Here is a 12,901-nt window from a genome sequence, read left to right on the forward strand (position 1 = left end):
GGATGCCTGCAGCCTCCGCGCCTCTCATGTCAAAAGCGCCCCCGAAGACGGGGGCGCTTTTTCCTGTGGGCGATGGGTGGCGCGCGGGGCGCGCCGATCCGCGCTGCGCAGCGCTGCGGAGGGATCAGGGGGATCAGGGACGCGCAGCATCGGGGATGCCGCGTCCCTGCGCCGGATCAGTTCTGCAGCGACCAGAGATAGGCCAGAAGGTCCTTGCGGTCGCCCTCGTTCTTGACGCCGGGATAGCTCATCGAGGTGCCGCTTGCATATTCGCGCGGGTTGGTCAGCCAGGCGTCGAGCTCCTCGGGGGTCCATTGCTGACCCTGCAGCTCCTGCAGCGCGCTGCTGTAGCGGAAGCCGTTGATGGAGGCGATATCGCGGCCGACGATGTCCACGAGATGCGGGCCGACGCGGTTCTGTTCCTGATCGACCACGTGGCAGGCCCGGCACTGGTTCCAGATGCGGGTGCCGGCCTCGGCATCGCCGTCGAGATAGGCCATCTGCGCCTCGGGCCAGGCCGCATCGCCATCCGCCGACGCGGTTTCCTCGGCGGCGGCCTCTTCGGCGGGAGCTTCCGCGGTCTCGGTTGTCTCTTCCGTGGCCTCGGTTTCGGTCGCCTCGGCACTTTCCTCGGCCGGGGCGGCCTCTTCGGCAGGGGCTTCCGCGGTCTCGGTCGTCTCTTCGGTGGCCTCGGTCTCGGATGCCTCGGCGGTTTCCTCGGCAGGCGCGGCCTCTTCAGCGGGGCCTTCCGCGGTTTCGGTCGTCTCTTCGGTTGCCTCCGTCTCTGTCGCCTCGGCACTTTCCTCGGCCGGGGCGGCCTCTTCGGCGGGGGCTTCCGCGGTTTCGGTTGTCTCTTCGGTCGCCTCGGTTTCGGTCGCCTCGGCGGTTTCCTCTGCCGGGGCTGCCTCCTCGGCGGGGGCTTCCGCGGTCTCGGTCGTCTCCTCGGTGGCCTCGGTTTCGGACGCCTCGGCGGTTTCCTCTGCCGGGGCTGCCTCTTCCGCAGGCGCTTCCGCAGTCTCGGTCATCTCCTCAGCGGGCGCTTCCTCGGCGGGGGCCTCCGCGGTCTCGGTCTCTTCCTCCGGCGCGCTCATTTCCGTGGGCGCCTGGGCGGTCTGCGGGTCGGGCACGACCAGGGCGTGCCAGGCCGACAGCAGGACGAGGCCGCCGCCGAAGACGACGAGGCCGCCCAGGATGGCTTGATCGAAAGGATCCTTGTTCTTGAACATGGGGCAATCTCCTAAATGCGCTGGAATATGACATGGAGCGATGCGCGGCGGGGGAAAGGCAAAACTGCGTCCTTTTGACCCTCCGCGCGGCACCGAACGGCAAAGCCCCGCCGAACGGGCCTGATGGCTGCGGCGGCACGATCGACGCGCCGCCGCGCCTGGGTCAGTGGCCGGCCTTGGCCAGCGCCTGGTCGAGATCGGCAATCAGGTCCTCGGCATCCTCGATCCCGATGGAGATCCGCACGACATTCGGCGCCGCACCCGCCGCGACCTGCTGCTCTTCGGTCAGCTGGCGGTGGGTGGTGGAGGCCGAATGGATCACGAGGCTGCGGGTATCGCCGAGATTGGCGACGTGGCTGAAAAGCTCGAGGCTGTCCACGAAGGTCTTGCAGGCCTCGTAGCCGCCCTTCAGCGTCACCGTGAAGAGCCCGCCTGCGCCCTTGGGGCAGATCCGCGGCACCCGGTCGAAATAGGGCGAGGAGGGCAGGCCGGCATAGGTCACGGCCTCGACGGCGTCGTGGTTTTCAAGCCATCCCGCCACGGTCTCGGCGTTCTCCACGTGCTTTTTCATGCGCAGGGACAATGTTTCGATCCCCATCAGCGTATAATGCGCCGCCTGCGGATTGAGCGTCATGCCGAGATCGCGCAGACCGACGGCGATGCCGTGGAAGGTGAAGGCGAGATGCCCGAAGGTCTCGTGGAACTTGAGGCCGTGATAGGCGGGCTCGGGTTCGCTGAGCGAGGGGAACTTGCCCGAGGCGGACCAGTCGAACTTGCCGGAATCGATCACCACCCCGCCGGTCACGGTGCCGTTGCCCGTGAGGAACTTGGTCATGGAATGCACGACCAGCGTCGCCCCATGCTCGATGGGCCGGCAGAGATACGGCGTGGCCGAGGTGTTGTCGACGATGAGCGGCAGGCCCGCCGCATCCGCGACCTTGGCCGCCGCGTCGAGATCGGTGATGTAGCCGCCCGGATTCGCGATCGACTCGCAGAAGATTGCGCGGGTGTCGTCGTCGATGGCCGCCGCGACCGCGTCCATGTCGTCGAAATCGACGAATTTCGCGGACCAGCCGAAGCGCTTGATGGTCTGGCTGAACTGGGTGACCGAGCCGCCGTAGAGACGCGTCGAGACGACGATGTTGCGCCCGGGCCCCATCAGCGGGAAGAGCGCCATGATCTGCGCTGCGTGGCCCGAGGAGCAGCAGACCGCCCCCACGCCGCCTTCGAGCATCGCCATCTTTTCCTGCAGAACCGCTACGGTGGGGTTCGTGAGGCGGGAATAGATGAAGCCCACCTCCTGCAGGTTGAAGAGCGCCGCCGCGTGATCGGCGTCGCGGAAGACATAGGCGGTGGTCTGGTAGATCGGCGTCTGGCGCGCGCCGGTGGCCGGGTCGGGCCGGGCGCCCGCGTGGATCAGCAGCGTGTCGAAGCCGTATTGCGGTTGGTCGGTCATGTCTGGGTCTCCCTGTTCCCTGTCACGCGGCACGCTAGGAGATCGGGACGAGGGAGAAAAGGTCTGCCGCTCGTCCGGCCGGGCCATTTCTGGCCGTTCATGCTATAATGCGCAGGTGCCGAGGCAGGTCACGTCGCGGGAAACCGGTCCATGAAGGAGGGGGTCCCCATGATCATGCGTGTCTTTCAGGTCCGGACGCGGCCCGGACAGGAATCGGCGTTCGCGACATTCTTTCACGACACCGCCATCCCGCTGATGAAATCCACCGATGGCATCGTCGAGGTGCTGCCCGGCGCGGCCCGTGCCGAGAGCCCGCGCGAATTTTGCTTAGTCATGGTCTGGCGCGATCTCGCGGCGCTGCAGGCCTTCGTGGGCGAGGATATCGACAGCCCGCATGTGGACGCGGCCGAGGCGGAGCTGGTCGAGCGCCGGGTGATCCGACATTACGATCTGATTACGGGCTGAGCGTTCAGCGCATCCAGAAGCCGTTGCGCTTGATCTTGTTGCGGATCGCCTGTTCCTTGCGGGGCAGGTCGTCCTGATCGAAGAGCGCGCGGACCTTGGCCCCGCGCCCCTGGTAGACCATGCGCTTGATCGGCTCGTATTCCTTCAGCACCTTCTTGACGCGGTTGGGCGCGGTGATGGCTTCCAGCGTGTCGATCACGCCCTGATCCTCGCGCGCATAGAGCATGGGCAGCATGCGGTAGTGGCAGGTCGTCCGGCCATCGAGCCATCCCGGCTCGAGCGCGTCGCGCCCGCCGCCGAGCCCGTGGATGACGAGCGGCAGGGCCACCTGGTCGAGCCAGGGATCGAGGCTCTGGCAGACAAGCTCCGGCGGCGCGTCGTCCCGGATCGTGAGCGCGTAGTCGAGGAAGCGCTCGGCGAAGGGCCGGGCGGCCTTGTAGTAGAAAAAGCCCGCGTTGAAATAGAGATAGCGCTGCCAGTATTCGTCGGGCTGCGTGAGGTCGAGCGAGGTCTCGAAATCGAGCCCGAACCGGTCGTAGAGGCTTTTCCAGGTGGCAGCGTAGCCCGGGCCGTAAAGCTCGATCTCGGGCCAGGTGCCCTCGCGCTTCAGCGATGCGGTGGGGCGGGCGTAATCGATGGGCGCCGCCGACAGATCGCCGGTGATCAGCGTGTCGGTGTCGAAGAAGAGAAACGGCTCTGCCTCGGGCAGCGCGAAGAGTGCCTCGATCTTGTTGCCGTAAGGATAGGCATGACCGAAATGGCGGCTCTCGAAGGGCAGGAAGGTCGCACCCTGATCCTCCAGAAGCGCGCGCAGCTCGGGCGACTGGATGCGCGGATCGTGATGCCAGAGAGCGCCCGGCTGCGGTTCGGCGATGAAGAGGTTGAACCGGTCGCCGGTGGTGTGCGCATTGAGCGACAGCGCGAAGAGTGCGGCCTCGTAACCGAGCCGCCCCTCTTGTCCGACGATCAGAAGATTGACCCGCTTGGGCGGGGCTTTCCTGCGTGCCATGCCGACTGCTCTTGCCTTTTGCGGCGGAGGTTAACCGTGATGGCGCGGGCGGCAAAGAGCCGGTTTTGCAAATCGCCGCCCGCTGTGGCCGATCAGAACGTGATGGGGGTCAGGACCTCGGGCTCGATGACGTCCACGCCGGGCAGGGCCTCCTTCAGCGCGTCCGCCGATTGTTCCAGCAGCGGGAAGGTCTTGTAGTGGCAGGGAATGACCGTCTTGAAATCGAAGAAGGTCTTGGCGGCATAGGCGGCACGTTTCATGTCCATGGTGAAATGCCCGCCCGCGCAGAGAATGCCGGTCTGTGGCGCGTGCAGATCGTTGAAGACCTTCATGTCGGCCATCACGTCCGTGTCGCCCGAGACATAGACGGTGTGCCCCTCGGCCGCGATCATGTAGCCGCATTCGCTGCCCACGGCGACCGGGCCCTCGGCGGTCTTGAAGGTTGAGGAATGGGTGGCATGGACCATCGTGACCTTGACGCCCGCCAGATCGACCGTGCCGCCCTTGTTGAACCCGAGAGTCTCGAGGCCCTGATCGCCGAGATAGGTGGCGAGATCGGCGATGGCGACCACGGGCGCGCCGGTCTCGCGGGCGATCTCCATGACCTCGTCGGCATGGTCGAAATGCGCGTGGGTCAGCAGGATATGGGTGGCGCCCGCCAGGGCGTCGCTGCGGCGGTCGTCGGGAAAGACCGGGTTCCCGGCCAGCCACGGGTCCAGAAGGATGACCGCGTCGGCGGCCTCGATGCGGAAGGAGGCATGTCCGAGAAAGGTGATCTTCATGTGTCTGTCTCCGGTCGGTTCCTGTGATCCGGGTGGAGGATAGCATGTTCCGCGGCAGGGGCGAGGCCTGCCGCGCCACGCGTGGCGCGGGGGCATGCGGGCCGGTCCGGGGCATCGAACCCCGGCCCGTCCCGACGAGAGGCCAGCCTCTCGCGCTCTCCGGCGGTTTTCCGGAAAGATGAAGGAAGGGGCTTGGCGCCTTGCCGGGCAGAGGGCGGCGCGGGCCCGGGCTGCGGGGGCCGCGGGGCGGGAAAACAAGTCGCCCCGTGCCTCCCCGCGCGGCGGTGCCGCGGCCGCGGGCGGATTTGACCCGGCGGGCGGCTTGCGGGGCGCGGGCGCGGGCGATAAACGCGGGGCAACGTTTCGCACCGCAGGAAAGAGGTCGTCGCCCATGTCGATCGACGAAAAGACCGCAGCACACGTGGCCAAGCTCGCCCGGATCCGGGTGGATGACGCGCGGCTTCCCGAATTGGCGCAGGAATTCAACACCATCCTCGGCTTCATCGAGCAGCTTTCCGAGGTCGATGTGGAGGGCGTGGAGCCCATGGTCTCGGTCGAGCCCATGCGGCTCAAGCGCCGCGCGGACTTGGTGACCGACGGCAACCAGCAGGCCAAGGTCCTGTCGAACGCGCCCGATGCGCGCGAGGGCTTTTTTGCGGTTCCGAAGGTGGTGGAATAATGTCCGAACTGACCAAGATGACGATCGCCGCCGCCCGCGATGCGCTGGGCAAGGGCGAGGTGACGAGCCTCGAGCTGACCGAGGCCTGCCTCACGGCCATCGACGGCGCCGATGCGCTCGGTGCCTTCGTGCATAAGACGCCCGATCTCGCGCGCGAGATGGCCGCTGCCGCCGATGCGCGCATCAAGGCGGGCGAGGCGGACAAGCTCACCGGCATCCCGCTCGGGATCAAGGACCTGTTCTGCACCAAGGGCGTGCCGTCACAGGCGGCAAGCCGCATCCTCGAGGGTTTCAGGCCGGAATACGAATCGACCGTCAGCCAGAAGCTCTTCGACGCGGGCGCGGTCATGCTGGGCAAGCTCAACATGGACGAGTTCGCCATGGGCTCGTCGAACGAGACCTCGGTCTACGGCAATGCGGTCAACCCCTGGCGGGTGAACGGCCAGGACCTGACGCCCGGCGGCTCCTCGGGGGGCTCCGCCGCGGCCGTCGCGGCCGATCTCTGCCTTGGCGCCACCGGCACCGATACCGGCGGCTCAATCCGCCAGCCCGCGGCCTTCACCGGCATCACCGGGCTGAAGCCCACCTATGGGCGGTGTTCGCGCTGGGGCATCGTCGCCTTCGCCTCCTCGCTCGATCAGGCGGGGCCGATGGCCAAGGATGTGCGCGATTGCGCCATCATGCTCGAGGCGATGTGCGGGCACGATCCGAAGGATTCCACCTCCGCCGATCTCGAGGTGCCGGATTTCGAGGCGATGCTGACGGGCGACATCCGCGGCAAGACCATCGGAATCCCCCGCGAATACCGCATGGACGGCATGCCCGCCGAGATCGAGGCGCTCTGGGCCGAGGGCCGCAAGATGCTTCAGGATGCGGGCGCGAAGATCGTCGACATCTCGCTGCCGCACACGAAATACGCGCTGCCCACCTATTACGTGATCGCCCCCGCCGAGGCGTCGTCGAACCTCGCGCGGTATGACGGTGTGCGTTTCGGCCACCGGGCGAAGCTGAGCCAGGGCGACGGCATCACCGAGATGTACGAAAAGACCCGCGCCGAAGGCTTCGGCCCCGAGGTGCAGCGCCGGGTGATGATCGGCACCTACGTGCTGTCGGCGGGCTTCTATGACGCCTATTACAACCGCGCCCGCAAGGTCCGAACGCTGATCAAGCGCGACTTCGAGGACGCCTTCGCGCAAGGCGTCGACGCGATCCTGACGCCCGCGACGCCCTCGGCGGCCTTTCCGCTGGGCCAGTCGGATGATGCGGACCCCGTTGCGATGTATCTCAACGATGTGTTCACGGTGACCGTGAACCTTGCCGGACTTCCGGGTATAGCTGTGCCTGCGGGCCAGGACGGGCAGGGCCTGCCCCTGGGTCTGCAACTGATCGGACGGCCTTGGGAAGAGGGTGATCTGCTGAATACCGCCTATGCGCTGGAGCGCGCGGCCGGGTTCGTGGGCAAACCCGAGAAATGGTGGTAACGCCCGGCCAGCCCGGTTTGGAGAGACACCGCTTATGCGACGCCTGACGCCGACGACCCTGACGATCCTCACCTGCCTCGGCCTCGCGGCCTGCAGCCCGTCGGTTCCCGACAGCGGCGCGGGCGTGGGGTTCGACAATTACGACAATTACGATCCGAACCGCCGCGCGGCGGTCGATGCGCAGTTGCAGGGCCGCACCAATGTCCAGCCCCCGGCGGGCGGTTTCGGCACCAGCGGGAGTGCTGCCGGCACGGGCACAGGCGGCGGCGGCGACGTGGCCGAGATGGCCGCCCGCGCGCTCGGCACGGAGACGAATTCCGGCGCGACGCCGATCCAGGCCTCTCCTTCCAATCCCGCGCCGCAGGTCGTGTCGAACAATGTCGGCATCTCCGGCGAGCAGGATTTCGACGCGGTCTCGGGCGAGCGCTCCATCGAGCAGGACGCGGCGCTGATCGCGCAGAACCGCGCGCAATACCAGGTGATCCAGCCCGGCGCCGTGCCCCAGCGGCAGGGCAACGAGGGGCCAAACATCGTGGCCTATGCGCTGCAGACCACCAACGCGGTGGGCCAGCCGCTTTATCGCCGCAGCACCTTCGCCTCGAAGGAGAAGGAAGCGCGCAACTGCCGGGCCTATGCCTCGGACGACCTCGCGCAGGAGGCGTTCCTCGCCGCCGGCGGCCCCGAGAAGGACCGCGAGGGGCTCGATGCCGATGGCGACGGTTTCGCCTGCCGGTGGAACCCGTCGGTTTTCCGCTCGGTGCGCGGCTGATCGTCGAAGAGCACGCATCGCCCAATTGCGGGCCGCGGCGTGATGGCGCCCGCCCCGATCACGTCGTGCTGCATTACACCGCGATGCAGAGTGCCGAGGCCGCGCTCAAGCGGCTGTGCCTGCCCGAGGCGGAGGTCTCCGCGCATTACCTGATCGCCGAGGATGGCCGCATCTGGCAGATGGTCGACGAGGCCGCGCGCGCCTGGCATGCCGGTGCCGGGTGCTGGCGCGGCATCGCCGACATGAATTCCCGCTCCATCGGCATCGAGCTGGCCAATACCGGCGCGCAGCCCTTCCCGGAGCCGCAGGTTGCCGCGCTCGAGGCGCTTCTGCCTGGTATCATGGCACGCTGGGACATCGCGCCCGAGGCGGTGATCGGCCATTCGGACATGGCGGTGGGGCGCAAGATCGACCCGGGCCGCCGCTTCGACTGGCGGCGACTGGCGCGGCGGGGTCTCGCGATCTGGCCCGACCCGTGCGAGCCCGGCGATTTCCACGAGGACGCGGCACGCTTCGGCTATCATTGGGAGGCGGGCCAGGACGACGCGCTGCTCGCCGCGTTCCGCGCGCGGTTCCGGCCCGGTGCGGATGGGGCGCTGTGCGATGCGGATCGCGCGGTGATGGCCGCGCTCGCCGCGCAATGGCCCGGACCCGGGGCCTGATCGCGGGACACCGCCGCCAAGCCGCGCAGGGGCCGCGGCGGAGGTCGACAAGCCGTCTGCGCCGGGGCCACGCCGCCTGCGTCGGAACGCCGCCCGGCGTGCCAAAGACCGAAATCGCCCTATTTCCTTCGCCAACGAAGGGATCCCTTTAACGGCACAGAGCAACGCTATGAAAACGTGGTTCTTCTACGGTGTGGGCCTGTCCACCGTCCTGATCGGCACCGGCGCGGCGGCGCATGTGAACTGGTTCGTCCAGACCGATGCGGAGCCGCTGGCCAATGTCGCGGTCACCGACCCGATCTTCCTCGCCTGGTGCGTGCTGGCGGCCGGGATGGTCGCGTTTTCGGTCTGGCTGGACGGAAAGCTGCCGACCCCGCGCATCGTGCAATCGAAGCTGCGGCACGATTTCATGGAAATCCTGCGCGTCTTCACCGGCATGAGTTTCCTGCTGACGGCCTATGACGGTGCTCTGGTCGCGCCGCACAAGCTGGCGGAAGGCGGTCTGGGCCTGACGCTTTTGATCCTGCAGGCGGTCATCGGGATCCTGCTGATCGCCAATCGCTGGATCAAGGTCACGGCGGTCCTGATGCTTGTGCTGCATGCCGGGGTGACGTGGAAATTCGGGTTCCTGCCCGCGCTCGAATACGCGATCGTTGTGGGCATCGCCTTCTTCCTGCTGTTCAATTCCTTCGAGAGCGAGGTCTGGCGCGACCTGCTCAAGCCCTATTCCGTCGATGTGCTGCGTATCTGGACCGGCATTTCGCTCGTGGCACTGGCCGTGGGCGAGAAACTCGCGCCGAGCGCGATGGGGCAGGTCTTCGTGGCGCAGTACCAATGGAACTTCATGGAGGCGCTCGGCATCACGATCTTCGACGACCGGCTCTTCGTGCTGTCCGCGGGCATGGTGGAAGCGGTGCTCGGGATCGTGCTCATACTCGGGACGACCGTGCGCCTGGCCGTGCTGGCCTTGTCGATCATGATGGCGATCTCGAACATCGTTTTCATCCTGCAGGGCAACAACGAGGCCGCGCTTGTCGAGTTCATCGGGCACATGCCGATTATCGGGGTCGCCCTACTGCTGCTCTTGCTGGGCTACGGACAACGCCTGAGGATCACCGATCTGCCGCCTGTGCGGAGCCTTTTGGGCGGGGTGGAGGAGCCGGTGCCCGTGCGGCCGCAATGACCGGAGCGCCCGTGCCGTCGGCATGAGGTGCGACGTCAGCTCGGGCGGTTCAGGGCGCCTTCGTGGTTCCTATTGTGCATGTCCGGGCTTGCCTCCTCCGCCACCAAAGCGCTTGAAACCCCCGAGCGGAAGATCATCTCGCATCCCATGTCATCGCTGCCCCCCGAAAACGTTCAGGACTATCCGCGTCCGCCCGCCCTCGCGCCGGTGGCCGCCACTCTGCGCGTCATGCTCGCCGGGCAGACCATCGCCCAGACCTCCCGCGCGCTGCGGGTGCTCGAGACGCATCACGCGCCGACCTATTACATCCCTCCCGAAGATATCTCGGCCCGCCTGATCCCGGTCCGTGGCACGACCTTTTGCGAATGGAAGGGGCAGGCGGTCTATTTCGACGTAGAGGCCGGGGGCGTCTCCGCGCCGCGCGCCGCCTGGTCCTACCCGACCCCGAAGGCGCGTTTCGCGGATCTCGCCGGGTACATCTCCTTCTATGCCGGCGCGATGGAGGCCTGTTTCGTGGGTAAAACCCGCGTGCTGCCGCAGCCGGGCGATTTCTACGGCGGTTGGGTCACCCCGAACCTTCAGGGGCGCATCAAGGGTGCCGCGGGGACCGAGCATTGGTGACATCGGTGCCGCGGATCGCCGTCATCGGCGCCGGCATGGCCGGTCTGAGCTGCGCGCGCAGCCTCGCGGATCGGGGTTTGTCGGTCGTGGTCTTCGACAAGGGGCGCGGGATCGGCGGCCGCATGGCCACCCGGCGCGCAGAGCCGGGCTTCCAGTTCGATCACGGCGCGCAATACCTCCGCGCGCGGGGTGAGGCCTTCGCCACGCTGCTGTCCGAGGCCGAAGCCGCGGGCGCCGTGGCACGCTGGCCGTTGCCCGGCCGCGATGCGGCCTATGTCGGCCTGCCGGGGATGACGGGTCTGCCGAAGTATCTCGGACGCGGGATCGAGATCCGTCAGGGCGTGCAGGTGGACAGGGTCGTCCCTGTGGGCGACGGCTGGAAGCTGGTCTGGAATGGGGGCGATGCCCCATTCGACCGCGTCGTCATCACGGCGCCCGCGCCGCAGATCGCGGCGCTTCTGCCCGAGGGCCACGCCTTTGCCGAGGTACTGACCGGGGTCGAGATGGCGCCCTGCCTGACGCTCATGGCCGGGCTGCCGCAAGGGGCCGAGATGCCTTTCACGCATCGCCGCGCACCCGAAGAGGATATCTCCTGGATCGCCTGCGACCAGACCAAGCCGGGGCGGCCCGGCGCCGTCTGCCTTGTGGCGCAGGCCGGTCTGGATTGGAGCTTGCGGCACCTGGAGCTGGACCGCGACGAGATCGCCGCCGCGATGCTGCCTGCGGTCTCCGCCGCGCTGGGGCGCGATCTGGCGCGCGATGCGGCCTATGTCTCGGCCCATCGCTGGCGCTACGCTTTCGTCGCGGTGCCGCTCGGCGCGCCTTTCCTCGCCGATAACGCGCAGGGTCTTTTCGCGGGGGGCGATTGGTGTCTGGGCGCCAAGGCCGAAGATGCCTGGACCAGCGGTCGGGCGGTCGCCGAGGCGGTCCTGCGCGGGCTCTGAAAGCGGCGGGCCTGTCGCGGCCCGGTCAGGCCTGGAACAGCGGCGTCGAGGCCGCGACGGCCCATGCCAGGATCACCCCCGCGCCAAGGCCCGCCCCGACCGGACCGGTCCGTGCGGAGACCCAGCGCGCCATCGTGCCGTAGACCAGCCAGAAGAGCACCAGCACCGGCAGCACCGTGAATGCCAGACCAAGCTGCGCCGGGCCCAGCGTCATCGCCAGAAGAAGCGCCAGCAGGAACGGCACGCGCAGACCGATCCGCGCGAGCAGGCCGCGCCCGGCGACAAGCGCGCGGTCGGCCAGCGCGAAAAGCAGCGTCGCGGGCAGCAGCGCGAGCATGAGCGGCAGCCGCGGCCCCGTGGGCAGGAACGCCGCCCCGTAGCGGTCGAGTGCGATGGCGAATACCCCGAGCCCCCAGGCGATCAGCAGCGCCGCCCCGGCAAGGTCCGGTCCCGTGAGCCGCATGCGCGGCCGCAGGATGGCCAGAACGGTCGCGCCCCAGAGGCCGAAGGCGAGCCCCAGCGCGCCGAAGCCCGCCAGCCCGAACAGCGGCAGGCCGGTCACGGCGACACCCCCCGTCACCAGCGCCGCCGAGGCGGCGGCCATCGCCCTCCGGCGCAGATCGGGGCGGGCGGGCGCGTCGGTGGCAGGAAGACGCGCGGCGAGGGGCCGGAACAGCACGACAATCGAGACGAGCAGCGCCGCGATCCACGGGCCGGTGAGGGCCGGGGCCACCCGGCCGCCGAGCCAGCCCGCGATTTCCGTCAGGGTCAGGGGCGCCCAGAGCACGCCCACATGCCCGACCCATGGCGCGCTGACCGCCCGGCGGATGACGCCGTTCCCGGTCACGGTCTCACCTTCCCCGGCGGGCCGGATCTGGGCCACGACGTCCAGCGCGACATCGCGCAGGCGGCCTTCGGTGGCGCCCGACACGATGAGAAGCCGCTCCGGATGGCTAGCGCTCACCGCCTCGGAATACATCGAGATCGCCACCACCGCCTCTGTCGCGGGAAGCCGTGCCGCGGCCCGCACGATCACGTCGGTGGCCATGGAATGTCCGACCAGCGCGACGCGGGTCAGACCCGTCCGTGCCTGCGCCGCCGACACCACCGCCAGCGTCTGCCGAACGAGGTCCTCGGTCGTCCCGGTCACCGTCTCGACCGCCGGCGACAGCGGTGTCTCGTGGCGTCCATGGCCGTAATAATCGAAGGCAACGACGGTATGCCCCGCCCGCGCGAGGGTCAGCGAGATCGCCTCCATCATCTGGCGCGACCCAGCAAAGCCATGCGAGACGATGACCAGCAGGCCGGTATCCGCCTCGCCGGTATAGATCGTTGCGGGTGTCTCTTGGAACAGGACCTCTTCGATCCCGACCGCGCCGCGGGCCCGTTCGAGGAGGACGACCGACCACAGGGCGACCGCAAGGGCAATGATCGGGATCAGGACGGATGGGCGCAGGACTGGCATGGACGCTTATGTGGCGTTCGCCTGCGCGGAGGCTATATCTTTTTCGACCCCCGGGGCCGCGACTTGCGCAACGCCCCGGGGGCAGGAGATCGGCCCCGTGAGACGGCGGCAGCCTGCGGATGATCCCGGCCCCGCGAACGAAGGAGACGGCTTGATGCG

General features: G+C 68.1%; 13 protein-coding genes. 8 read left to right on the forward strand and 5 right to left on the reverse strand.

The features are described from left to right. Positions 1–176 precede the first annotated feature (176 nt). Positions 177–1,226 carry a c-type cytochrome gene (locus BW990_RS07650; protein ID WP_076446669.1) on the reverse strand — a complete coding sequence of 350 codons (1,050 nt, stop codon included), beginning with the start codon at positions 1,224–1,226 and terminating at the stop codon, positions 177–179. 163 nt (positions 1,227–1,389) lie between these two features. Continuing rightward, complete coding sequence (locus tag BW990_RS07655) at positions 1,390–2,682, reverse strand: O-acetylhomoserine aminocarboxypropyltransferase/cysteine synthase family protein (protein ID WP_076446671.1); 1,293 nt, start codon at positions 2,680–2,682, stop codon at positions 1,390–1,392. A gap of 168 nt (positions 2,683–2,850) precedes the next feature. On the opposite strand from BW990_RS07655, the gene BW990_RS07660 reads away from it, so the two are divergent. Then, positions 2,851–3,147, forward strand: a complete 297-nt coding sequence (locus BW990_RS07660) for an antibiotic biosynthesis monooxygenase family protein (protein ID WP_076446673.1) — start codon at positions 2,851–2,853, stop codon at positions 3,145–3,147. A 4-nt stretch (positions 3,148–3,151) separates the two neighbouring features. On the opposite strand, the gene BW990_RS07665 is transcribed toward BW990_RS07660, so the two are convergent. Beyond that, positions 3,152–4,156 (reverse strand): hypothetical protein, encoded by a 1,005-nt coding sequence (locus BW990_RS07665; RefSeq protein ID WP_076446675.1) that lies wholly within the window; start codon positions 4,154–4,156, stop codon positions 3,152–3,154. A 92-nt stretch (positions 4,157–4,248) separates the two neighbouring features. Next, positions 4,249–4,938 carry a metal-dependent hydrolase gene (locus BW990_RS07670; protein ID WP_076446677.1) on the reverse strand — a complete coding sequence of 230 codons (690 nt, stop codon included), beginning with the start codon at positions 4,936–4,938 and terminating at the stop codon, positions 4,249–4,251. Between the two features lie 391 nt (positions 4,939–5,329). On the opposite strand from BW990_RS07670, the gene gatC reads away from it, so the two are divergent. The 7 genes from gatC (at position 5,330) to BW990_RS07705 (ending at position 11,277) form a co-directional block, all read left to right on the forward strand. After that, entirely contained in the window at positions 5,330–5,617 is a 288-nt protein-coding gene (gene gatC / locus BW990_RS07675) for an Asp-tRNA(Asn)/Glu-tRNA(Gln) amidotransferase subunit GatC (RefSeq protein WP_076446679.1), read from the forward strand. Beyond that, complete coding sequence (gene gatA, locus BW990_RS07680) at positions 5,617–7,098, forward strand: Asp-tRNA(Asn)/Glu-tRNA(Gln) amidotransferase subunit GatA (RefSeq protein WP_076446681.1); 1,482 nt, start codon at positions 5,617–5,619, stop codon at positions 7,096–7,098. Before gatC ends, gatA begins: the two co-directional genes overlap by 1 nt. Before the next feature lie 34 nt (positions 7,099–7,132). Then, on the forward strand, positions 7,133–7,867 hold the full coding sequence (locus BW990_RS07685; protein ID WP_076446683.1) for a hypothetical protein: 735 nt from the start codon (positions 7,133–7,135) through the stop codon (positions 7,865–7,867). Further along, a complete protein-coding gene (locus BW990_RS07690) occupies positions 7,831–8,529 on the forward strand; it encodes an N-acetylmuramoyl-L-alanine amidase (protein ID WP_143526116.1) in 699 nt (232 codons plus the stop codon). Before BW990_RS07685 ends, BW990_RS07690 begins: the two co-directional genes overlap by 37 nt. Before the next feature lie 169 nt (positions 8,530–8,698). After that, positions 8,699–9,712, forward strand: coding sequence for a hypothetical protein (locus tag BW990_RS07695; protein ID WP_076446685.1), 1,014 nt, complete (start codon positions 8,699–8,701; stop codon positions 9,710–9,712). Between the two features lie 147 nt (positions 9,713–9,859). Continuing rightward, positions 9,860–10,333, forward strand: a complete 474-nt coding sequence (locus BW990_RS07700; RefSeq protein WP_076447122.1) for a DUF427 domain-containing protein — start codon at positions 9,860–9,862, stop codon at positions 10,331–10,333. Then, on the forward strand, positions 10,330–11,277 hold the full coding sequence (locus tag BW990_RS07705; protein ID WP_076447121.1) for an NAD(P)/FAD-dependent oxidoreductase: 948 nt from the start codon (positions 10,330–10,332) through the stop codon (positions 11,275–11,277). The genes BW990_RS07700 and BW990_RS07705 overlap by 4 nt, the downstream gene beginning before the upstream one ends. 25 nt (positions 11,278–11,302) lie before the next feature. Here the strand turns inward: BW990_RS07705 and BW990_RS07710 are convergent, their stop codons facing one another. After that, positions 11,303–12,742 carry an alpha/beta fold hydrolase gene (locus tag BW990_RS07710; RefSeq protein WP_076446688.1) on the reverse strand — a complete coding sequence of 480 codons (1,440 nt, stop codon included), beginning with the start codon at positions 12,740–12,742 and terminating at the stop codon, positions 11,303–11,305. Positions 12,743–12,901 lie beyond the last annotated feature (159 nt).

The organism is Roseivivax lentus, from assembly GCF_900156805.1.
In the GTDB taxonomy this organism is placed as follows: Bacteria; Pseudomonadota; Alphaproteobacteria; order Rhodobacterales; family Rhodobacteraceae; genus Roseivivax; species Roseivivax lentus.